This window comes from Sulfitobacter sp. W027, from assembly GCF_025143985.1.
Classification (GTDB): Bacteria; Pseudomonadota; Alphaproteobacteria; order Rhodobacterales; family Rhodobacteraceae; genus Sulfitobacter.
Map to the genome: position 1 here is coordinate 211,474 of NZ_CP083564.1, position 21,867 is coordinate 233,340.

Sequence of the window (21,867 nt, forward strand, 5' to 3'; positions counted from 1 at the left end):
CCTGTCGGCGTCCTGTCACGCGCCGGGGGTTCTGTGCGGTCATTGCCACCTCCTAAAGGAAGCCTAGGATGACCAAATTGATCCGCCCAACCCGCCGCGCTGTGCTGGCGGGCTCTACCGCTTTTGCAGCAAGCCTCGCCATGCCCAGCCTTAGCCGCGCCGCATCGCGCCCGGTGTTCACCCATGGCGTGCAATCGGGTGATGTTGACACGAACTCGGGCATGATCTGGACTCGCACAGACCGTCCGGCCCGCGTGCAGGTTGAGGTCTCCACCACCGAAAGCTTTGCCAACGCACGCCGACTGGCGCCGATGAACGCGTTGCCGAACCACGATTTGGCGGTGAAGCGTCTGGTTGAAGGGTTGCCCTCAGATCAAGATATCTCTTACCGTTTCACTGCCGCCGATTTAAGCGACATCAACGCCACCTCTGAGCCGATCATCGGTCGTTTCCGCACCGCGCCGGCCGCCCGCCGGAATGTGCGCTTTGCTTGGTCGGGCGATACCGCCGGTCAGGGCTGGGGCATCGACGATGAGGGCATGCGGACCTATGCGACTATGGCCAAACACCGCCCCGACTTCTTCCTGCATTCCGGAGATACCATCTATGCCGATGGCCCGCTTGAGGATGAGGTGCAGCTTGACGGTGGCACGATGTGGAAGAACACCACCATCATTGACGAAAAACGCAAGGTGGCCGAGACGCTGGACGAATATCGCGGCCAGTGGAAATACAACCTGATGGACGACCATGTGCGCGAGATGAACGCCCATGTGCCGACGTTCATGCAGTGGGATGACCATGAGGTCGTAAACAACTGGTCCTCTTCGCGCAGCCTGATGGAAGACGACCGCTATAGCGAGAAGTCGATCCATGTCCTCGCCGCCCGGGCCTCGCAAGCCTTCCATGAGATGACCCCGCTGCGCATCACCCCCGCCGAGCCGGGCCGGGTTTACCGCAAGATCAACTACGGTCCGATGCTGGATGTCTTTTTCCTTGACCTGCGCAGCTACCGGGGGCCGAACAGCGAGAACATGCAGACCGAGATGTCGCAGGCCACAGAGATCCTCGGGGCCGAACAGATGGCATGGCTCAAGCGCGAGTTGACCAATTCGTCGGCCACATGGAAGGTCATCGCCTGCGACATGCCCATCGGTCTGGTCGTTGGCGGCGGGGCCGAGGCGGTTGCCAATGGCGACAACGGTGCCGCCAAGGGCCGCGAGCAAGAGATTGCAGGGCTGCTGCGTTTCATCAAGACCGCGCAGGTCGATAACGTCGTTTGGTTCACGGCGGATGTGCATTACACCGCCGCGCATTATTACAACCCCGACAAGGCGCAGTTTCAAGACTTTGATCCGTTCTGGGAGTTCGTCTCGGGCCCGCTACACGCAGGCACCTTTGGCCCGAACGAATTGGACGGCACCTTTGGCCCCGAGTTGAAATACGTCAAAGCGCCGGAAGAAGGTCAGGTGAACCTGCCGCCTTCCGCCGGACTGCAATTCTTTGGCTTGGTCGATATCGACGCCAAGACCCAGCAGATGAAAGTGCGCCTGATGGACCGCGCCGATACCGAGCTTTACACAGTGACGCTTGACCCTAAGGGCGCTGCGATCTGAAAATCATCTGAGCGGTGAGAGCCAAAGGATCGCCCTTGGAAGGGCGATCCTTTTTCGTGTCTTAGTAGTCGACGCCGCGCTGCGCTTTGATGCCTGCTTTGAACGGATGTTTCACCTCTGACATCTCGGTCACCAGATCGGCATAGTCGCAAAGCTCGGGCCGGGCGTCGCGGCCTGTCAGCACGACGGCGGTGCGTTTGTCGCGGGCATCAAGCCCGGCGATCACGTCTTCGATCTTGAGGTATTCATAGCGGATGGCGATGTTGATCTCATCCATCACCACAAGGTCATAGTCCCCGCTCTCCATCATTTCGCGTGCCTTGCCGAATGCAGCTTCGGCGGCGGCGATGTCGCGGTTGCGGTCTTGGGTGTCCCAGGTGAAACCTTCGCCCATCGTGTGCCATGTCACCTCGTCCAGCTGTTCAAAGAACAGCCGCTCGCCTGTCTTCCATTTGCCCTTGATGAACTGCACCACGCCGACGCGCTGTTTCCATCCAAGGGCGCGTACGACAACGCCAAAAGCAGAAGAGGATTTGCCCTTGCCTGGCCCTGTGTGAACCAGCACCAGACCTTTTTCTGGGTCTTGCAGCTCGGCCACCTTGGCGCGCTGCTCGGCCTGACGCTGCTGCATCTTTTCCTTGTGGTCTTGCGGATCCGCATCGCTCATCGGTCAACTCCTTTAGCTGGTTTCGGGGCACCATAGGCAGAGGGCGGGTCAGGCGAAAGCCTGCATTAGATCATGCCTTCGGATCGGTAACAGACCGCGCCTTGCCGCGCTCCATCCCCAATTGGCGCTCGCGCCAGATCACCAATGCGCCCGCGCTGATCACCAGCGCCGCGCCCGCCAGCATCATCATCGTCGGCAGTTCTGCAAAGAAGACATAGCCCAGCACGATGGCGAAAAGCATCGAGGTATAGTCATAGGGCGCCAGCATCGAAGCCGAGCCAAAGCGATAGGCCGAGGTAATCAGAATTTGCGCCACTCCGCCAATCAGCCCGGCCAGAACCAAGAGGCCGAAGGTTTGCAGATCCGGCATGACCCAACCAAAGGGCAGGGTGCAAAGGGCCAGCAGCGACGCGGTGCAGGAGAAGTAGAAGACGATCGCGGCGGTGTCTTCGTTCTGCACCAGCTGGCGAATGTGGATCTGCACAAGGCTGCGCACCATCGTCGCCATCAGGATCAACAGCGCGCCAATGGTGGCCGTCTGCTCCATCGTGCCGATATTGCTGAACCGCGGCCAGAGGATGATCATCACGCCCACCAGCCCCATCGCGACGGCGGTGACGCGGATCAGGCGGATCTGCTCGCCCAGCAGCACGGCGGCAAGGATGACGGTAAAAATCGGCGTGGCGAAACCGATGGCGGTGACCTCTGGCAGGGGCAGCAGGCCAAGGCCAGTGAAGGTCAGGCCCATCGCAGTAGTGCCAAACAGCCCGCGCCAGACATGGCCCATCGGGTTCTTCGTCTTGAGCCCGCTTTTCAGTTTGCCGCGTTGTGCCAGCCAGATCAGGATCACCGGAATGGCAAAGAAAGAGCGGAAGAAGACCGACTCGCCCGCCGGCACGTCGTCGGCCAGCGACTTGATGATCGCGGACATGCAGGTAAAGAGCAAAATCGCCGTGATCTTCAGCCCGACGCCAAGGGCGGGGCGGGCGGAGAAATCATCGACTTTCATGCTCTGGTCCTCATGCTTCGGGGCCAATCCGTCCGCGGTTGGTTCCGATCTGCCCGCGGTGCAGGAGCAGGTGATCCAGCAGCACGCAGGCCATCATCGCCTCGCCCACGGGCACCGCCCGGATGCCCACGCAGGGATCGTGGCGGCCCTTGGTGATGATCTCGGTCTCTTCGCCTTGTTTGGTGATGGTGCGCCGCGTGGTCAGGATGCTGGACGTCGGTTTGACCGCGAAACGCACGACCACATCCTGCCCGGTGCTGATCCCGCCCAAGATACCGCCCGCATGGTTGGAGGAGTACTCCGGCCCCTCCGGCCCCATGGTGATCTCATCGGCGTTCAATTCGCCCGTCAGCATCGCCGCCGACATGCCTTCGCCGATTTCCACGCCTTTGACGGCATTGATGCTCATCATCGCGGCGGCCAGATCGGTGTCGAGCTTGCCATAGACCGGCGCGCCGATCCCCGCAGGCACGCCGCGCGCGGTGACTTCGATGATTGCACCGACGCTGCTGCCCGATTTGCGCAGCCCGTCGAGATACGCGGCCCAGTCGCCTGCCGCCTTGGCATCGGGTACCCAAAACGGGTTATGCTCGATCTGGTCCCAATCGAACGCATCCCGGTCGATCTTATGTGGACCCATCTGCACCATATAGCCGGTGATTTTCAGGTTCGGCGCCAACGCTTTGATCGCCTCACGCGCCAGACCGCCCGCCGCCACCCGCGCCGCCGTCTCGCGCGCCGAGGAACGCCCACCCCCGCGATAGTCGCGGATGCCGTATTTTTGGAAATAGGTGATGTCGGCGTGACCGGGGCGGAACTTGTCCTTGATATCCCCGTAGTCTTTCGAGCGCTGATCGGTGTTTTCGATCATCAGTTGGATCGGCGTGCCGGTGGTGACGCCCTCGAAAGTGCCGGATAATATCCGCACCTCATCCGCTTCACGCCGCTGCGTGGTGTATTTGTTCTGGCCCGGTTTGCGCTTGTCCAACCACTGCTGGATCATCGCTTCGTCAATCGGCACGCCGGGGGGGCAGCCATCAATCGTGGCGCCAAGGGCGGGCCCGTGGCTCTCGCCCCATGTGGTGACCCGGTAAAGATGGCCAAAGCTGTTGATCGACATGGGCGGACCTCCTGTTGTCAAACCCTTAGCGGGGGCAGCGCCCTGCCTCAAGGGGATTTGCCTTGCCAATTGTGTGGGGGGCATCTACCCCTGACGCTACCTCGGGGGGCCTTTCGGCTGAGATGTGCGTGTTGCGCGGACCCGTTGAACCTGAACCGGTTAACACCGGCGGAGGGAAGGTCCGGACAGACATCCACCTTTTACCTTTCGCCGCAAAAGGAGGATGCAATGAAGTATCTTACACTTGCTGCGGGCGTCATGGGCGCATCGGCTGCATGGGCGGAGACGCCTGAACTGACAGTCTATACCTACGACAGTTTCGTCACCGAATGGGGCCCCGGCCCGGCCATCGAAAAGGGTTTTGAGGCCGAATGCGGCTGCGATCTGAAATTTGTCGGTATGGGCGATGGCGCGGCCTTGCTGGCACGGCTGAAGCTCGAAGGCGCACGCTCTGACGCGGATATCGTGTTGGGCCTCGACACCAGCCTTGTCGCCGCCGCCAAGGAGACAGAGTTGTTTGCGCCGAGCGGGTTGCAAGCCGAATACGACCTGCCGATCATTTGGGAAGATGACGTATTCGTCCCTTACGACTGGGGCTACTTTGCCTTTGTTCACGGCACCGATCTTGCGGCCCCTGCCGATTTCAAAACGCTGGCCGAGAGCGATTTGAAGATCGTCATCCAAGACCCGCGCTCATCGACCCCCGGTTTGGGCCTGCTGATGTGGGTCAAAGCGGCTTACGGCGACGACGCATCCGAGGTTTGGGCTGCGCTGGCGGATAACGTCGTGACCGTGACCAAAGGCTGGTCCGAAGCTTACGGTCTCTTCCTCGAAGGCGAGGCCGACATGGTGCTGAGCTACACCACATCCCCCGCCTACCACCTGATCGCGGAAGAGGATGACAGCAAGACTGCCGCGCTCTTTGACGAAGGCCACTATATGCAGATCGAAGTGGCGGGGAAACTTGCGGGGTCGGATCAGCCGGAACTGGCGGATCAATTCCTGCAATACCTCGTCTCTGATGCCGCACAGTCGGTGCTGCCGACGACCAACTGGATGTATCCTGCCGTGACGCCTCAGGATGGTCTGCCCGAAGGGTTCGACGGGATGATCCAGCCCGGTAAGGCGCTGTTGGTGCCCAATGCCGATGTACCTGCGCTCCGGGAAGAGGCCGTGAACGAATGGCTGACCGCGCTGTCGCGCTAAGCAACAAGACGGGGCTTTTCGCCGCCGCTCTGGTCGCGGGCTTGATCCTCGCCGCCTTGGTCGCCATTTTCATGGCGGCCGATGTGGCGGCGGGGCTGGGGGCCGCGGATTGGGCGGCGGTGCGTTTTACCGTCACGCAGGCGGTGTGGTCGGCGGTGTTGTCCGTTCTGCTCGCGGTACCGGTCGCGCGGGCCTTGGCACGGCGGCGGTTCTGGGGGCGGGGGGCGTTGATTACGCTACTCGGCGCGCCTTTTGTCCTGCCGGTGATCGTGGCGGTGCTGGGGCTACTGACGGTCTTTGGCCGTTCGGGCGTGCTCAACCAGTTTGGTGCGGCTCTAGGCCTGCCGTCGGTGTCGATCTACGGGCTGCACGGCGTGGTTCTGGCCCATGTTTTCTTTAACCTTCCATTGGCGACACGGCTTTTGCTGCAAGGCTGGCAAAGCATCCCGTCCGAGCGGTTTCGGCTGGCCGGACAGCTACAGATGACGCCCCGCGCGCTGTTTCTGACGCTTGAATGGCCGATGTTGCGGCAGGTGTTGCCCGGGGTGGCGGCGCTGATTTTCGTGATTTGCCTAACGAGTTTTGCCGTGGCGTTGACGCTGGGCGGCGGACCGCGTGCGACGACGATTGAACTGGCGATCTATCAGGCGTTTCGGTTTGATTTTGATCTGGGCCTCGCCGCGCTATTATCGGTAGTGCAGCTTGTTCTGGCTGGCACTGCGGCGGTTGCGGCGCTTTGGCTTATTCCGCCGATCAGTATGGGCGGCGGATTGGACAGCCCCCTGCGCCGCTGGGATGCGCGGGGCGGAGGGCAACGGGTGTTGGATGGGGTGGTAATTATGCTCGCTGCCTTGTTTTTGCTGCTGCCTCTAGGGGCTGTGATGCTGCGCGGGTTGGTTGGTTTAGGACAACTGCCGCCTTCGGTTTGGCAGGCCACGTTGAACAGCGTTCTGGTAGTGGGGTTGAGCGTGGCGGTGCTGGCCCTGCTGGCGCTGCCGATGGCGGGTTGGATCGCCACCCGGCGGCGCGGCGGGGTGGAGGCGATTGGCTTGATGGGCCTCGCCGCCTCGCCGCTGATGATCGGCACGGGGTGGTTCATTCTGATCAACCCCGTACTTGACCCGGCGCGGCTGAGCCTGCCGGTCACGGCCTTGGTCAACGCGCTCATGGCGCTGCCTTTTGTGCTGCGCATTCTGGTGCCCCGCCTTCGCGAGATGTTGCAGGATTTTGGCCCGCTGACGCAGACCCTCGGCATGAGAGGTTGGGCGCTGTGGCGTCTGCTGGTCTTGCCGCGTTTGCGCCCGCAACTGGGCTTTGCCGCCGGGCTGACCGGGGCGCTGTCGGTGGGGGATCTCGGCGTGATCGCGCTGTTCGCCGATCAGGACCGTGCGACACTGCCGTTGCAAATGTACCGTTTGATGGGCGCCTACCGGATGGAGGCCGCAGCAGGCGCGGCGCTGTTACTGCTGGTCTTGGCGCTGGCGGTGTTTTTCATCTGCGACAAATGGGGGCGCTGGCATGCTGACGCTTGAAGAGATGCGCATTGAGCGGGGCGATTTCAGCCTCACGGCCGACATGACGCTGGCGCAGGGGCGCAGCTACGCGGTGATCGGCCCCTCGGGGTCGGGCAAATCGACCCTGCTGGCGGCGATCTGTGGGTTTGTGCCGGTGGCGGCGGGGCGGTTGTTGCGGGAGGGGGAGGAGATCACGGATCAGCATCCCGGCCAGCGCGGCATGACGATGCTGTTTCAGGATAATAACCTGTTCCCACATCTTACTGTGCGTCAGAACGTCGGCCTTGGACTGCGCCCCGATCTTCGGTTGAAAGCGGCGGATCGAGAGAAAATTGATGTGGCCCTCGCGCGGGTGGGGCTCAGCGATCACGCCGCGAAACGCCCCGGGGCGCTGTCGGGCGGACAGCAAAGTCGCGTGGCGCTGGCGCGGGTGCTGGTGCAGGCGCGGCCTTGGGTGCTGTTGGATGAGCCCTTTGCCGCACTCGGCCCGGCGCTGCGGATTGAGATGCTCGACCTCGTCCAAGACCTCGCCCGCGAGACCGGGGCGGGGTTGATCATGGTGACCCATGCACCGGATGACGTGCGCCGCATCGCGGATGAGGTGATCTTTGTCGAAGGCGGGCGCGCCCATGCGCCGGGGCCGGCTGCGGAATTGCTGGGCAACCCGCCCCCGGCCCTGCGCGCCTATCTCGGCTAGGCGGCGGAAATTTTTGAAATTTCCGGGGCGTTTTCTTTTAAAGAAAACGCCTTCAACGTTTCGGTCATGCCAAGAGCTGCTTGAGCAGCCTCGCGTCCTTTGGTGACGAAGTGATCCCGGTAGATCGCATTGTGGTGGTCGGTTTCCTGATAATGATGCGGAGTGAGCGAGACCGACAGCACCGGTAGGTCGCAGTCCAGCCCCACGCGCATCAGCCCATCGACCACCGTCTGCGCCACGAAGTCATGGCGGTAGATGCCGCCATCCACCACGAAGGCCGCGCAGATCACCGCGTCGTAGCGGCCCGTCTTGGCCAGACGCTGCGCCATGAGCGGCAGTTCAAAGGCACCGGGAACGGCAAAGCTGTCCACCTGCGCGGCGTCGATAACTTCGGTAAACCCGTCATAGGCGCGGTCGACGATATCCGCATGCCAGCTTGCACGCACAAAGGCGAAACGGGCGGAACGTTGTTGTGTCATGGTGATCTCCTTTAGGTTCAGACACGTCCACCCAAGGCGATCACGCGCAAAGACCGAGGCTTGGCCCCCGTCTTTGTTCGCATTCTCTTTCATCCGGACTGTGACCGTCGGCTCTGGAATCGCACCAGATCTGCTGACACCCCGTGGGGCCGCTCGCGGGCTTGCGGGAACCGCTTACCGCCGGTGGGGAATTTCGCCCCGCCCTGAGAATGATGCTAGGTTGCCAAGTTGGGAAAGGCTCTGCAATACCAAAAGAAACGCTCAGGAGGCACCATGCACCCCAATCCGATCTACCGCAAAGAGGGCCGCGACCGGAACCTTGCCTTTGCCCGTGACATCGGCTTTGGCGTCTTGGCGATCAACGGGGCAGAGGGACCGCTGATGGCGCATGTGCCCTTCATTCTGAACGTTGCCGGGGATCTGGCAGAGCTGCATCTGGTGCGCTCGAACCCCATCGCGAGGGCGCTGAAGAGCCCGCAGCCGGTGCGATTGGCGGTGACCGGGGCCGACAGCTATGTGTCTCCGGATTGGTACGGGATCGAAGATCAAGTGCCGACATGGAACTATGTCGCCGTGCATCTAACCGGGATGCTTGAGATGCGCCCGGCGAAGGAACTGCCCGACCTGCTGGCGCGGCAATCGGCGGTCTATGAGGCGCGGCTTGCGCCCAAGACCCCGTGGAAATTGGACAAGATGACCCCCGAGGCGCGAGACAAGATGCTGCGCATGATCGTCCCCTGTCAGATCCGCGTCACCGGAATCGACGGCACATGGAAGCTGGGCCAGAACAAGGATGTGGCCGTGCGTCTTGCGGCGGCGGATCAGGTGGCGGCGCATGGGTTTGGAACGGAACCGACAGTGATAGCTGCGTTGATGCGCGGCCTTTGATCGCCGTTGCGTCTGGCTCTGCCCCGTTGAATAGTACGGTCAACCAAGGGGGGACTTCACGTGAAACTATTCTATTCTCCAACCTCGCCCTATGTCCGCAAGGTCATGGTGCTGCTGCATGAGACCGGCCAGCTTGATGATGTCGCGCTGGAGCCGACCTCGGGCACACCATTGGCCCCGGCCGAGGGCTTTGCCGCGCGCAATCCGCTGACCAAAGTACCCGCGCTGGAGCGGCTAGACGGATGCACGCTCTATGACAGCCGGGTGATCTGCGCCTACCTGGATGACCGCGCCGGCGCGGGGCTCTACCCTCAAGGCGCAAGCAGGTGGGACACTTTGACGCTGGAGGCCACGGCGGATGGGATGCTCGATGCCGCTCTCGCCATGGTCTACGAAGGCAAGCTGCGCCCCGAAGACAAACGCATGTCGGAATGGGTCGAGGGCCAGTGGGGCAAGGTTGAGCGGGCCTGTAAAACACTGAACAACCAATGGGCTGCGCATCTCGCTGGGCCTTTGGACATGGGGCAGATCGCGGTTGGCTGCGCCTTGGGTTATATCGATTTCCGCCATGGCGCGCGGGATTGGCGGGCCGGAAACCCCGATCTGGCAGCTTGGTTCGATGCCTTTGATTCGCGCCCTGCAATGACCCATACAGTGCCGCCGCAGTAATCGGGCCGTAATGATATTGCCACATTCGCGGTATTTTTGCCGCGTTGTGGCAGGCTTGACCCGAGATGCGCGGCTTTGACATCTGGACGGGCGCGGTCCATCCCGGTAGATAGCGGCGAGAAGTCAGGTGGCAAGGTGACGCCACCCCTATGTCTGACGGCCAGATTTGGCCAAGAATTGGAGTAAACCCGTGTCCCAAGCAGAAGAACACGCAGGCACCCGGAGGGATTTCCTGTATTACGCGACAGCCGGTACAGGTGCCGTCGCCGTTGGTGCCGCCGTCTGGCCTTTGGTCAACCAGATGAACCCCTCTGCCGATGTAAAGGCGCTGTCGTCCATTCGTGTGGATGTGTCCGGCGTTGAAGTCGGGACGCAGCTGACCGTGAAATGGCTGGGCAAGCCGGTGTTCATTCGCCGCCGCACAGAGGCCGAGATCGAAGAAGCAAACTCTGTAGACGTGTCCAGCCTGCCGGACCCCATCGCGCAGAACGCGAACCTTGGCGGCGATGTGCCTGCCACGGACGCCAACCGCGCCTTGGACGAAAATGGCGAGTGGCTGGTTCAGATGGGCGTTTGTACGCACCTTGGCTGTGTGCCTTTGGGCGATGCTGGCGACTTTGGCGGCTGGTTCTGCCCCTGCCACGGGTCGCATTACGATACCGCGGGCCGCATCCGTAAAGGGCCGGCCCCGCGCAACTTGCCGGTGCCTGTCGCCGAATTCGTGGACGAGTCCACGATCAAACTGGGTTAAGGGAGCGGAAGAGAGATGTCTGGAATTCCTCACGACCATTACGAGCCGAATTCGAACGGCGAAAAGTGGCTGCACCGCCGCCTTCCCATCGTTGGCCTGTTGTACGACACATTGATGATCCCCACGCCCAAGAACCTGAACTGGATGTGGATCTGGGGCATCGTGCTGACCTTCTGTCTGGCACTGCAAATCATCACCGGCATCGTGCTGGTCATGCATTACACGCCGCATGTCGATCTGGCCTTCGCCTCGGTCGAGCACATCATGCGTGACGTGAACGGCGGCTATATGATCCGCTACCTGCATATGAACGGCGCGTCGCTGTTCTTTATCGCGGTTTATGCGCACATCTTCCGCGGTCTTTACTACGGCTCCTACAAAGCACCGCGTGAGATCACATGGATCATCGGCATGTTGATCTACTTGCTGATGATGGCCACCGGCTTTATGGGCTACGTGCTGCCTTGGGGGCAGATGTCCTTCTGGGGTGCCACGGTTATTACGGGCCTCTTTGGCGCGATCCCCTTCATCGGTGAGGGTCTTCAGACCTTCCTGCTGGGTGGGCCTGCCGTTGATAACGCGACGCTGAACCGCTTCTTCTCGCTGCACTATCTGCTGCCCTTCGTGATTGCGGGCCTTGTGGTTCTCCACATCTGGGCCTTCCACACGACTGGCAACAACAACCCCACTGGGGTCGAAGTGCGCCGCACCTCGAAAGAAGACGCCAAGAAAGACACGCTGCCGTTTTGGCCCTACTTCGTGATCAAGGACCTCTTCGCGCTGGCCGTGATCTTGACGCTGTTCTTCGCCGTCGTCGGCTTCATGCCAAACTATCTGGGCCACCCGGACAACTACATCGAAGCCAACGCTCTGGCGACGCCTGCGCATATCGTGCCGGAATGGTACTTCCTGCCCTTCTACGCGATCCTGCGGGCCTTCACCTCTGAGGTTTGGGTTGTGCAAATCGCGTCCTTCGTGACCGGTGGCATCATCGACGCCAAGTTCTTCGGCGTGTTGGCGATGTTCGGTGCGATTGCGGTTATGGCGCTGGTGCCATGGCTCGACACCTCCTCCGTACGTTCGGGCCGTTACCGTCCGATGTTCAAATGGTGGTTCGCCCTGCTGGTGATCGACTTCTTCGCCCTGATGTGGCTGGGCGCGATGCCTGCGGAGGAGCCCTATGCGACCTTCTCGTTGATCGCGGCAGCCTATTGGTTCGCCTACTTCCTCGTCATCCTGCCCCTTTTGGGCGTGATCGAGAAGCCGCTGGCGCAGCCTGAAACCATCGAAGCCGACTTTGACGCGCATTATGCGCCCAAGGCAGGCGGCACCAAGACGCTTGTGAACCCGGCGGAATAAGGATCATGACCATGATGAAGACCAACCTCCTTTCTGCCGTGGTATCTTTGGGCCTTGCCCTGCCGGGAACGGCAGTGCTGGCGCAGGACACAGCGACAGAAGAAGAACTGCTAACAACTCCGGCGGAAACGCCGGAGACCGAGGCTGAGACTACACCGGCTGACGCGCCCGCCACAGAAGAAGCCCCGGCTGAAGAAGCACCTGCTGAAGAGCCGGCTACCGACGCAGCCCCGGCTGACGAACCTGCCGCAGCCGATGCACCCGAAGTCGCACCCGCCCCATCTGAGGAGCCTGCGGCTGAGGAAGCACCTGCTGAGGAGACCACCACAGAAGAGGCACTTGCAGAGGAAGCCCCCGCTGAGGAAGCTGCGCCCGAAGAGGCTCCGGCAGAGGAACCTGCTGCTGAGGAAGAAGCAACCGAGGAAGCGCCTGCTGAGGACGCACCTGCCGAGGAAGCCGAAGCCACAGGTGAAGAGCAGTCCACCGCCGAAGAAAACGCCGATGCCGAAGTCATCGCCGAAGATGACGTTGCAGGCCAAGCGCATAGCGACGATGCTGAAGTCGGTGTCATGGACGGCGAAGATCACGGTGAGGAACATGCCTCGGACGATCACGCTGGTGACGACGATCACGGCGATTCCCATGCTACGCCGCATATCGACAACATCGACTTCTCCTTCGACGGTCCCTTCGGTGGCTATGACGTAAACCAGCTTCAACGCGGTCTGCAGATCTACACCGAGGTTTGCGCGGCCTGCCACGGTCTGGAATATGTCGCGATGCGGACATTGGCGGACGAAAGCGGTCCGAACATGCCCGAAGAGCAGGTGATCGAGTACGCCAAGGGCTATGACGTCTATGACGCCGAGTTGGACGACACCCGTCCCGGCACCCCGGTCGATCACTTCCCCGGTTCCAACCTGTCAAATGCACCTGACCTGTCGCTGATGGCGAAGAAACGCGCCGCGTTCCATGGTCCTTACGGTCTGGGCATCAACCAGTTCCTGAAAGGGATCGGCGGTCCGGAGTATATTACCGCGCTGTTGACCGGTTATACTGGCGAAGAGAAAGAGCAGGCAGGCACCGTTCTTTATGAGAACACCGTCTTCCCGGGGGGCTGGATCGCGATGGGTCCACCGTTGTCCGATGGTCTGGTTGAGTTCGCTGACGAACATGCCAATGACGCTCAGCATCTAGCTGAAGATGTCTCTGCTTTCCTGATGTGGACCGCCGAGCCCAAGCTGGGCGCGCGCAAGCAGGCTGGCTTTGCCGGTGTCGTGCTGCTGGGTCTGCTGTCGGTGTTGCTGTATCTGACCAACAAAAAGCTTTGGGCACCGATCAAGAACCGCCGCAAGGACGACTGATCGGGCCACGGCCTTTTAGGAAATGAGAAGGGGCGTCGGATAACCGGCGCCCTTTTTCCATTTCTGGACTTGCTAAATGGTGGCGGTAATTTTGCCTAAAACCTCGCAACGCGTTCCGCCCGGTGGCACACCGGGCATCGCCCTCCTTGACCCCGGAGGACGATTTTGCGACGTGTCATAGTGCTGGATCGGTTCGGGTGTGGTGGCCCTTGCGCCGAAAGAATCGTTTCGGATCGGCCCCCAGGGAGGACGATGCCCTTCGCGCTAGGCGGTCAGCTGGGCGCCAGAGATTCCAGTAATCTCGGCCCGCACGATCGAGCCCTCGTTCTGCGGCGCGGCAAAGCTCACCTCAGTAAACTGCGCCGTGCGGCCCATGTGCGGGTTTTCCATCAGCACATCGTGCGTGCGTCCGACTTGCGCGTTCAGATGCAGTTGCACCTGCCGCTCTCCCGCCGCGCGCAGCCGTGCCGCGCGCTCTTTGATAGCGGCACCATTCACCGCAGGCATTCGCGCCGCAGGCGTGCCGGGACGGGCAGAATAGGGGAAGACGTGGAGCCACGTCAGGTCGCATTCCTCGACCAGTTTCAGCGAGTTTTCAAACATCGCCTCGGTTTCGGTCGGGAAACCGGCGATGATGTCAGCACCGAAGGTCATGTCAGGCCGCAACGCCCGCGCCTCTTGAGCAAAACGGATCGCATCGTCACGCAGGTGCCGGCGCTTCATGCGCTTGAGGATCATGTCGTCGCCATGCTGCAACGAAAGGTGCAGATGCGGCATCAGACGCGGCTCGGTCGCGATGGCCTGCATTAGGTTCTCGTCAACCTCAATCGAATCGATCGAGGAAATCCGAAGTCGCGGCAGATCGGGCACCAACCGTAGGATGCGCATCACCAAATCGCCGAGTTTCGGTGTGGCGGGTAGGTCAGCGCCCCAAGAGGTCAGGTCGACCCCAGTCAGCACTACCTCGTTAAAGCCTTTGTCGGCCAACCGCTTGATCTGATCCACCACCACGCCAGCAGGGACGGATCGCGAATTGCCGCGACCGTAAGGAATGATGCAGAAGGTGCAGCGATGGTCGCAGCCGTTCTGGACCTGCACATAGGCGCGGCTGCGGGTGCCGAACCCGTCAATCAGGTGGCCTGCCGTTTCAGTGACCGACATGATGTCGTCGACTTGCACCGTCTCCGTCTCGCCAATGAAATCAGCCGCCAAGCCCTGCCATGTCGCGCCCTGCATCTTTTCGGTGTTGCCGATCACGGCATCGACTTCGGGCATGGCGTTGAAAGTCTCAGGCTCGGTTTGTGCGGCGCAGCCGGTGACGATTAAACGCGCGTCGGGATGCGCTTTGCGCAATTTGCGGATGTCTTGACGGGCCTTGCGGACGGCTTCGGCGGTTACGGCGCAGGTGTTGACAACCACAGCGTTCTGCAACCCAGCCTGTTCGGCCAATTCCTTCATCGCCTCGGTTTCATAGGCATTAAGACGACAGCCCATGGTGCTGAAAACGGGGGCGCTCATGTCAGGCTCTCCAGAAAATCGGCGGTAAAGGTGCCTGAGAAGACATGCATCGTCGGCCCGGTCATCCAGACACCGTCATCGCGCCAGTCGATGTGTAACGTGCCGCCGTCGAGATCGATGCGTACGGCACGTCCCGTCAGGCCCCGCCGGGCGGCAGCCACGGCAGTAGCGCAGGAAGAGGAACCGGAGGCCAGTGTTACGCCAACGCCCCGCTCCCAAACCCGCATACGGATGTGGTCGGGGCCGACGATCTGAGCGACTTGGACATTGGTGCGTTCGGGATAGAGCGGATCATGTTCGGCGCGCGGGCCGATGTCCGACAGATCCACAGCTTCGGCATCCTCCACAAAGAAAGTGCAATGCGGATTGCCCATTCCAGTGGCGACAGGATCACCGTCAATCGGCAGGTGCAGCGTGCCCATCTCGTGCGCCAGCGGCACCTCGTCCCATTTCAGTTGCGGATGGCCCATATTGACCGAGGTCAGACCATTGCCCGCGTCCTTTGCCGCCAGATCGCCCCGCGGGGTGGTCAGATGCAACGAATCACGGCCCGTCTCATCCATCAAGAAACGCGCGATGCAGCGGGTCGCATTGCCGCAGGCCGAAGACAGCGAGCCGTCGGAATTGTAAAATGTCAGATGCGCATCTCCCGCACCTTGTGTGATGACCGCAAGCTGATCGAATCCCACACCAAATTGCCGATGCCCGATCGCCTTGGCCATCTCAGGGGTCACTTCAATTGCCTGCGCGCGAGCATCCAGCACGACAAAGTCGTTGCCGAGGCCATGCATCTTCATGAAGGGCAAAACGGGGGTCTGATTGCTGTACATTCGGCGCATATAACCCCGGCATGAAAACTAATCCAGCATCTCGCAATATTTTCGCGATTAAGGGCTTGACCCTGCCGCGCCAAATTTCTAGTTACCCGCCTAGTGGGCCGTTAGCTCAGTTGGTAGAGCAACTGACTTTTAATCAGTAGGTCGATGGTTCGAACCCATCACGGCTCACCACTTTCTCTTTCTGTATCAAGAGGTTGTGTTGTGGTGTTCCGGTGCCGCAGTCGGCTGTGCCCTATTGGGGGACATATGGGGGACAATGTCATCGCTCTCAAATCGAGAGACCGTGTCGGCACCTAGTTCGTGTCCTTCCCTCAAGCAAGCGATTCTCAGGTCACGACTTTGGCTGAAACAATTGGCACGTAAGCTCGGGCGACGCCCGGCGGCGGATCATCGCCCCATTTTCCTAAGTGAAGAGGCTGCTGCACGCGAAGTGCCTACAGCAGCCTGACTCTAAAGTTAGTTAAGAGTTCAAATCCCCACATTTTGGCTTTGTATCCCGGCCCAGCACCACATCAAGTGGTGCAAGGCGAGGGTAGCAAATTCTTCAGGTAGGTGACTGAAGAGTGAGTCAAGAAAATCCGCGTCAAACACGTCAATATAACGCACTGAAATAAAATAGTAATTCTGAAAAAAGGTGTCGCGTCATATACGTGCAATCAAGAGTGGGACAAGAAATCAAGCCCAGACGGGGTAGTAGCCAGCCTTGGGGTGAGCCTCGTCAGCCACTTTAATTAATCCCGCTTCCAAAGCTTTGCTGATGACACCACTCACCATGGAGGCATTCTTGGGATCAACCCCTAAGCGCCCGCAAAGTGAATTGTTCTTCATCCGGTCCCCGGCCATAAATTTCAAGACCGTATGCCAGTAGCAAGCTCGAACACGTTCGTCCCGACTCATCTCAGCAAACGTTCGGGGGCCGTACATTACAACTTGCATTGAATTATTGTTGTCTTTCAGAAGAGGCGCGGGCAGCTGATAGAACTCAACTTCAGTAAACACTTTGTCCAAGCCGCTGCCTTGCTCCTCGCACATGCCCATACGCCTCATGAGTGAAGCTAAGCTTTCATTTCGTGATCGCGGAGGCAAATCTACCATTCGGTCTGGAGGTACTAGTGGGCTACCGGGGTTGGTAATCTCAATTCGGTCCTCGAACAGCTCCACCTGGGGGCCAGTCCCAGAAATTGTCATATCTTGGTGAATCAGGGCGTTCGCAACTAGCTCACGCAAAGAAAGCTCTGGGAAAAGCGGCCTAGTTTCACGCAACGCCTGACCGATGTGCTCGTTAGTGGGTAGTAGCGCGTTGATAAATGCCATGAGACCTTCAAAACCGGTCGCGTATCCTTTGCGTCCATCTTGTCTATGGGTCACTATAGAAGCCCTGCTGGCACCGTCATACCTGACGAACCTGACCGCTTTGCGCTCCAAGCTACTGTTGAAGTCACGAAGATCATTAGCGAAAAGAATTGCCCCAAGGTTCAGTACATTCCATCTGCCACCGACATCCTTGTGTATCAGTCGGTCAGCCTCCATTTTCTCTAAAATCTGCGTGGGGCTGTCAGGCATTTGCTGTTTCGTCAGTGTAAAATAGGAATTGGCATCAAGAAGTTTCATAATATCTTCAGGCAGCACAAAGTTCAGAGCGACTCCGCTTTCCCAAGTATATGGGCGCATCTTCTCAATCAGAGCGGTGTATCTCTCTGGGTCTTCTGAGAGGCGAGGCGTAGCGCTACCCACTCGAATATATTGGACGCCCTCAAATGAAACTGGGGCCATGGTAGGAGCCGGAATTTCCAGCAACACGAGTTTTCCGTCCGGGTGATCAACTGTGCGAAAGGTAAACGCAGGAGATGGACTGAGCTTCTGCCTCAACCAGAACTCGAACACCTGATTTCCGACCTTTTTAAGTCCCGGGTCAAAGGTCGTTGAAACTACCGCATGTGACTTGTCCTCGACACCCCACACTAGGAAAGCAGTCTCTTTTCCTTCAAGCCTGGCCGCGTTTGAAAGGGCTGAAATCAGCACTCCGATTTTTTGCGGATCGGCTTGGTTGACCTTAAACTCTAGCCAAGGGGATTCCGCCGAAAGCCCCCGGAGATCATCGATTAAAGCTATATCTCGCTCTTCCTGCACTGTGGCCCCCTGTTTGCCAGATACATTATCTCCGCAGAGGAACTGATCTACAAGGATTAGAAACGAACCACTTCAATACAGAATTTTAGCCTAACAACTTACCCTCACAACATAAAAAATGCGAAAGCGACGTGACATGACGGTGGCTAAGTTTGCCTCCCAGCAACCACTAGTGGCAGATCAGCTTAAAACGACCGCAGATCAAACCACCCGAACCGCTCAGCATACGCGTTGCGCTGCTTAAAGAGGCGAATGTTGGGACGCAGCTAGCGTTGCTCGACTTCAATGACGAGACGCGGACGGCTTAAGCTGGGGGACACGGATGTAGTAGTCCCCGAGCCTCGTCAATGAACCCATACATCTCTACGTACTTGATCAAAGCAGCCTCTAGAAGCTTGATGCGCTCAGAGTCAGTCATTCAGGTTGCCTCCCTTTGTTGCTCACGCAACGCTAATATGACATGGGGTATCGGTTTCGCCATGCATTTTTCTGTTCGAGCCAGCAAAGCTATGCTGAGAAAGGAATCGCGGCAAGCCCAGATAAGATGCCAAAAGTCAGATGTAGAGGGCTACGGCGAAAGCAAGCAACCACAGCATGCCAACAGCCGCCGCGAACGCAATGCGCTCGAGCGTCCATCGATGTGTCTGCCGCTTCGTTTTCTCGTCATCATCAGCCATGACGAGTAAGTGGACTGATCCAATGCGATGGCAAGCAAGCTGACTGAAAAATTTGGCTAGCTCACTTTGGGACGGCGCTAGCTGCGCATTACGTAACCGACCACCTCATAGACGGCATAGCCCCAGAGAACGACTAAGGTTGCGATAGCCAACCAGTATGACCTCCGCCAGCGGCGAGCTTTATGGATGAAGCGAACTTCATCCTCGTTATTTTTAGAAGACATCCGACTTTAACGTACTTTCATTCTATGGGTACGGTTCGGGCCGCTTTCGTTAGCCTTCTACCAGATATCGGGAGGGGTGCTATAATCTATATTAACTCGAAACCACTAAATATCAGGAATGTTGAGACAAAATGGCTCAATTCTGCCCTGTCCTTGAACATGCCACGACCAACGGCGGATCAGCGGGAAATGACCTCAGGTCGAACCACTTGAAGCGCGTGCCGTCTGGATTGCGCTGATCACCCATTACAATTTGAGGTGCGTTCACCCTGTTGCGGATAAGCGCGGCCCGAAAGGCGCGGAGGTCGAGCAGCCACCACGCCTCAAGGCCCGTCTGATCTGGGTTGGAATGGCCGTAGAACATCCAATCACCATTGCCGTTCACAATCTTGGAAAGCTCTGTCTGTGCGCCAGATGCCACTGCTGAGCGTATGGTGAACTGGTAGGGATAGCGCTGCGCGTAGCCGGGACGCCTTACCCGTGCGGCAACCCGCATGTCGCGGGCATCCAGCATCATGAGGTCGGTGGCTTGAATGTGGTCAAATGGGTCGGCAGCGGTTTCCAAAAGATAGCCGCCGATGAGTTGCTTAATCTCAGGCAAGAACCTGTCGGACCAGTTTCGGTTGTTGGTGTAGCAGTTCATTTGCTGACAGTCTCCTATGCGGCCCCCACCGCGTTGCCCACGCCCCGGCAGAGGGGCGCAGGCGGGTTTGTTAGGCCTTGGCCCGCAGGTATTCAATCACAGCCCTCTGAGCGCGCGGATACTGCTCACACAGCAGTTCTTCGGCGCAGTCCTCAACGCACCATTCCAGCATGGCGGCTGCGTCTTCATCTGATTGAGGCTCAAAGCAGGAAATGCGTTCAGCAAGCCATTCGATATTCTGATCAAGCTCTGACAGTTCCGCAGGCTCCGCTGCCTGCTCAGCAGGTAGCGCCTGCATCAGCGCGTCTCTGGTGCGTTTTGCAGCCTTCCATTTATCCAGCAGCTGCACGGCACCTGTTCTCTGGCTGGCATCCTGCTCCGAGCGCTCCCCTCTAAGCTCAACCAGTTCAAGGGTGCTGATCAGGTCGCCCACCATGTTCCCCGCCAGCTTGACGGTATGGGCGGTTGCTGCGTCGTCTCCCGGCTGCTCTGGCGCATCGCCTTCAAGAGAGCGAACACAGACGCGCAGAAGGCTGCTGAGGTCGCATGCGTGAGAAATTGCGGTTGCGAAGTTCGTGTTCATTGTACGGCCTCCCCTGCCAAACGACGCGCGCCTGTGCGCAAGTTCAGCATTGCGATGTAGGTTGGATTGCTCATAGACGCCTGCCAGTCAGGCGATCCCATGTGCGAGACCGGCCCTTCAGTCTGCCAATGCATGTTGGCCAACGCGGCCAGCCCCTCTGCGGTTGTCGGCACGTGTTTCAGCATCTCACCCTCAAGGCGGTGCAGTTCTTCGATCATGTCATCAAGCAACGGGTCACTTCCATCCACGCTGTTGATCAGCTTGCGCAGCGGACGGCACCGAGCGTCGAGATTAACCAGCGGATCGCGCTCACCTTCGGTCAACCGTTCGGCATCAGAGCGAAGGGCCGCAATAGCTTCATTAACCATGCCTTCGCAGATGAGGGCTTTAACCTTCCGCAAAGCATCAACCGGGGTTTGTGGTTCAATAGCCATAAGGGCGCGTTCAGCCTTACCTACCGCCTCGGCAGCGTCCCCGACTGCATCTTCCTTTGCAGGGGACGTCTTGCCGCCATTAGCTGCCTGATGTGTATCCCCTACGGCGATAGCGGCCTCATGGGCTTGGCGGGCATCTTGCAGGACCTGTAGGGCATTCGTGAATTTGGACATGTGGGTTTCCTCCGTTCGTGTGGCGTTCAGCCACGGTGGTTTGATTGTCGGGAATTCAGGCGCGGTATGGTGGACGCCACCTCAACCGCGATCCGGGAGATAGTCGCCAGATTGACTGAGCACGGCCCTCAGAGCAGCGCGAAGGACGCCAATGCGGGCATAGTCGGGCTGCTCCCAATGGGTCTTGCTTTCGAGGATGGCGATTTCGCCTTGGATGCGGGTCACTTCGGGGGATGCCAGCGCCTGCTTTTCCTGTCGTGCCTCCATCGCCCGTTCGTGCTTCGCATTGGACCATGCGGCTTTCAGAGCGCGGCGCATGATCACCCGGAACCGGTGCAGGGCCACGTTGGCTTTGCGGACGATTTCCCAAGCTGCGGTCATGATGGTTTTGCGATTGTATTGGGCTGCGGTTGTCATTGGCGGTTGCCTCCGGTGCGTTGCTCTCCGTTACTGATAACTATATATCACTAGACCCAACTGATAACAAGTGTATCAGTGATAAAAAGTTATCAACTAGAGGAGCAGAGATGAAAGCACCAATAAAAGCGGGTCGTGTCCTAGCGTGTTTGACCCAGCAGGAGCTTTGTGACGCGGCTAATATCCCCCTAATCACCCTAAGAAGGCTCGAAGCGAAGGCTAGTCACAAAGGGCTTGTCTCAGAGGACGTAGAGCGGGGCGTTATATCTGCCTTGGAAGCTGCTGGCGTTGACTTCATTCCTGAAAATGGCGGCGGATGGGGGGTTCGTTTGCGCAACCCCTCTCGTTAGATTCTGAATGGTGGGCGACCGAACATGTGGCTTATGTCTAACTCTCAATTCCCAACTTCCGGCAGACGGTGAGCGGGCGACCAGGGCCAGCTGATTACACATTCTGATTTTTGGTGTGCGGAGTGAATGACCGTCCTCCCCCCGTTACTCCCTAGTTTGAGTACGACAAGACCGGAGGAATGTAACACAACATCGGAAGCGGGGTTTCTCCAATGTTGCGATACTTTTCTGCGGTGTTCTAATAACCAAACTCCAGAAAAGTGTTACACTTCGCTGCTTGTGGTTGTCTCTGGTCAATACAACACAGGTTAACTATCATCACTGTCATGGATGATGGCATGAAATTCTTACGACTATATATCGCAGGGGTCGCAGCCGTGATGTCTCTAGTGCTCCTCCTTAACCATGCGGCATGAGCGTGAACACAAGGTAAGATAGGCGGCACAGAAAAAAACCTAATGGGGGTCCGAGGTGCCATCATCGACCTATTGCTGCTTTTACTTGAGCGCCAAGTATAGTGGGCTTGAATGGCTTATAGA

21 protein-coding genes, 1 tRNA gene and 2 riboswitches are annotated in these 21,867 nt (G+C 59.1%); of the genes, 11 read left to right on the forward strand and 11 right to left on the reverse strand.

Annotation, left to right across the window (positions count from 1 at the left end; all coding sequences use genetic code 11):
* The first annotated feature begins 68 nt into the window (after window positions 1-68).
* The gene (locus K3759_RS01000) at window positions 69-1,616 is read left to right on the forward strand and encodes an alkaline phosphatase (RefSeq protein WP_259983753.1); all 1,548 of its coding nucleotides are present in this window, start codon (window positions 69-71) and stop codon (window positions 1,614-1,616) included.
* 61 nt (window positions 1,617-1,677) lie between these two features.
* Here the strand turns inward: K3759_RS01000 and cobO are convergent, their stop codons facing one another.
* From cobO to aroC, 3 genes are all read right to left on the reverse strand, one after another.
* Window positions 1,678-2,283: a cob(I)yrinic acid a,c-diamide adenosyltransferase gene (cobO, locus tag K3759_RS01005; RefSeq protein WP_259983755.1), complete on the reverse strand. Its 606-nt coding sequence runs from the start codon at window positions 2,281-2,283 to the stop codon at window positions 1,678-1,680.
* A gap of 70 nt (window positions 2,284-2,353) precedes the next feature.
* The gene (locus K3759_RS01010) at window positions 2,354-3,292 is read right to left on the reverse strand and encodes a DMT family transporter (RefSeq protein WP_243261957.1); all 939 of its coding nucleotides are present in this window, start codon (window positions 3,290-3,292) and stop codon (window positions 2,354-2,356) included.
* Window positions 3,293-3,302: 10 nt separating this feature from the next.
* Window positions 3,303-4,412: a chorismate synthase gene (gene aroC, locus K3759_RS01015; RefSeq protein WP_259983758.1), complete on the reverse strand. Its 1,110-nt coding sequence runs from the start codon at window positions 4,410-4,412 to the stop codon at window positions 3,303-3,305.
* 92 nt (window positions 4,413-4,504) lie between these two features.
* Window positions 4,505-4,606, forward strand: a riboswitch (TPP riboswitch).
* A 34-nt stretch (window positions 4,607-4,640) separates the two neighbouring features.
* Here aroC and thiB point away from each other — a divergent pair.
* Genes thiB through K3759_RS01030 form a run of 3 tightly spaced genes read left to right on the forward strand, consistent with a single transcriptional unit; the run spans window position 4,641 to window position 7,829 of the window.
* A complete protein-coding gene (thiB, locus tag K3759_RS01020; RefSeq protein WP_259983760.1) occupies window positions 4,641-5,618 on the forward strand; it encodes a thiamine ABC transporter substrate binding subunit in 978 nt (325 codons plus the stop codon).
* Complete coding sequence (locus K3759_RS01025) at window positions 5,594-7,150, forward strand: thiamine/thiamine pyrophosphate ABC transporter permease ThiP (RefSeq protein WP_259983762.1); 1,557 nt, start codon at window positions 5,594-5,596, stop codon at window positions 7,148-7,150. Before thiB ends, K3759_RS01025 begins: the two co-directional genes overlap by 25 nt.
* On the forward strand, window positions 7,137-7,829 hold the full coding sequence (locus K3759_RS01030; RefSeq protein WP_259983764.1) for an ATP-binding cassette domain-containing protein: 693 nt from the start codon (window positions 7,137-7,139) through the stop codon (window positions 7,827-7,829). Before K3759_RS01025 ends, K3759_RS01030 begins: the two co-directional genes overlap by 14 nt.
* Here the strand turns inward: K3759_RS01030 and K3759_RS01035 are convergent.
* Window positions 7,826-8,308, reverse strand: coding sequence for a 6,7-dimethyl-8-ribityllumazine synthase (locus K3759_RS01035; RefSeq protein ID WP_259983765.1), 483 nt, complete (start codon window positions 8,306-8,308; stop codon window positions 7,826-7,828). The genes K3759_RS01030 and K3759_RS01035 overlap by 4 nt on opposite strands.
* A gap of 77 nt (window positions 8,309-8,385) precedes the next feature.
* A riboswitch (FMN riboswitch) is annotated at window positions 8,386-8,523 on the reverse strand.
* Between the two features lie 58 nt (window positions 8,524-8,581).
* Here K3759_RS01035 and K3759_RS01040 point away from each other — a divergent pair.
* The 5 genes from K3759_RS01040 to K3759_RS01060 all read left to right on the forward strand — a co-directional run bounded on the left by K3759_RS01040 (window position 8,582) and on the right by K3759_RS01060 (window position 13,339).
* Window positions 8,582-9,196 carry an FMN-binding negative transcriptional regulator gene (locus K3759_RS01040; RefSeq protein ID WP_259983766.1) on the forward strand — a complete coding sequence of 205 codons (615 nt, stop codon included), beginning with the start codon at window positions 8,582-8,584 and terminating at the stop codon, window positions 9,194-9,196.
* A gap of 60 nt (window positions 9,197-9,256) precedes the next feature.
* Window positions 9,257-9,865: a glutathione S-transferase gene (locus K3759_RS01045; protein ID WP_259983768.1), complete on the forward strand. Its 609-nt coding sequence runs from the start codon at window positions 9,257-9,259 to the stop codon at window positions 9,863-9,865.
* A 190-nt stretch (window positions 9,866-10,055) separates the two neighbouring features.
* Complete coding sequence (gene petA / locus K3759_RS01050) at window positions 10,056-10,616, forward strand: ubiquinol-cytochrome c reductase iron-sulfur subunit (RefSeq protein ID WP_093927706.1); 561 nt, start codon at window positions 10,056-10,058, stop codon at window positions 10,614-10,616.
* A gap of 15 nt (window positions 10,617-10,631) precedes the next feature.
* A complete protein-coding gene (gene petB, locus K3759_RS01055) occupies window positions 10,632-11,975 on the forward strand; it encodes a cytochrome b (RefSeq protein ID WP_243261966.1) in 1,344 nt (447 codons plus the stop codon).
* A gap of 11 nt (window positions 11,976-11,986) precedes the next feature.
* The gene (locus tag K3759_RS01060; protein WP_259983772.1) at window positions 11,987-13,339 is read left to right on the forward strand and encodes a cytochrome c1; all 1,353 of its coding nucleotides are present in this window, start codon (window positions 11,987-11,989) and stop codon (window positions 13,337-13,339) included.
* 264 nt (window positions 13,340-13,603) lie between these two features.
* On the opposite strand, the gene mtaB is transcribed toward K3759_RS01060, so the two are convergent.
* Both mtaB and dapF read right to left on the reverse strand, forming a co-directional pair.
* The gene (gene mtaB, locus K3759_RS01065; protein ID WP_259983775.1) at window positions 13,604-14,857 is read right to left on the reverse strand and encodes a tRNA (N(6)-L-threonylcarbamoyladenosine(37)-C(2))-methylthiotransferase MtaB; all 1,254 of its coding nucleotides are present in this window, start codon (window positions 14,855-14,857) and stop codon (window positions 13,604-13,606) included.
* Window positions 14,854-15,687 carry a diaminopimelate epimerase gene (gene dapF, locus K3759_RS01070; RefSeq protein ID WP_259985531.1) on the reverse strand — a complete coding sequence of 278 codons (834 nt, stop codon included), beginning with the start codon at window positions 15,685-15,687 and terminating at the stop codon, window positions 14,854-14,856. Before dapF ends, mtaB begins: the two co-directional genes overlap by 4 nt.
* Before the next feature lie 104 nt (window positions 15,688-15,791).
* On the opposite strand from dapF, the gene K3759_RS01075 reads away from it, so the two are divergent.
* Window positions 15,792-15,867 (forward strand) — tRNA-Lys (locus K3759_RS01075).
* 504 nt (window positions 15,868-16,371) lie between these two features.
* On the opposite strand, the gene K3759_RS01080 is transcribed toward K3759_RS01075, so the two are convergent.
* Window positions 16,372-17,826, reverse strand: coding sequence for an ATP-binding protein (locus tag K3759_RS01080; protein ID WP_259983777.1), 1,455 nt, complete (start codon window positions 17,824-17,826; stop codon window positions 16,372-16,374).
* A 455-nt stretch (window positions 17,827-18,281) separates the two neighbouring features.
* Here K3759_RS01080 and K3759_RS01085 point away from each other — a divergent pair, with 455 nt between their 5' ends.
* Window positions 18,282-18,512 carry a hypothetical protein gene (locus K3759_RS01085; protein WP_259983780.1) on the forward strand — a complete coding sequence of 77 codons (231 nt, stop codon included), beginning with the start codon at window positions 18,282-18,284 and terminating at the stop codon, window positions 18,510-18,512.
* A gap of 351 nt (window positions 18,513-18,863) precedes the next feature.
* Here K3759_RS01085 and K3759_RS01090 read toward each other — a convergent pair whose 3' ends face one another.
* The 4 genes from K3759_RS01090 to K3759_RS01105 all read right to left on the reverse strand — a co-directional run bounded on the left by K3759_RS01090 (window position 18,864) and on the right by K3759_RS01105 (window position 20,978).
* Window positions 18,864-19,370: a hypothetical protein gene (locus K3759_RS01090; protein ID WP_259983782.1), complete on the reverse strand. Its 507-nt coding sequence runs from the start codon at window positions 19,368-19,370 to the stop codon at window positions 18,864-18,866.
* A gap of 70 nt (window positions 19,371-19,440) precedes the next feature.
* The gene (locus K3759_RS01095; RefSeq protein ID WP_259983784.1) at window positions 19,441-19,953 is read right to left on the reverse strand and encodes a hypothetical protein; all 513 of its coding nucleotides are present in this window, start codon (window positions 19,951-19,953) and stop codon (window positions 19,441-19,443) included.
* Window positions 19,950-20,561, reverse strand: a complete 612-nt coding sequence (locus tag K3759_RS01100) for a hypothetical protein (protein ID WP_259983786.1) — start codon at window positions 20,559-20,561, stop codon at window positions 19,950-19,952. Before K3759_RS01100 ends, K3759_RS01095 begins: the two co-directional genes overlap by 4 nt.
* Before the next feature lie 81 nt (window positions 20,562-20,642).
* Window positions 20,643-20,978, reverse strand: coding sequence for a hypothetical protein (locus K3759_RS01105; RefSeq protein WP_259983787.1), 336 nt, complete (start codon window positions 20,976-20,978; stop codon window positions 20,643-20,645).
* Between the last annotated feature and the right edge of the window lie 889 nt (window positions 20,979-21,867).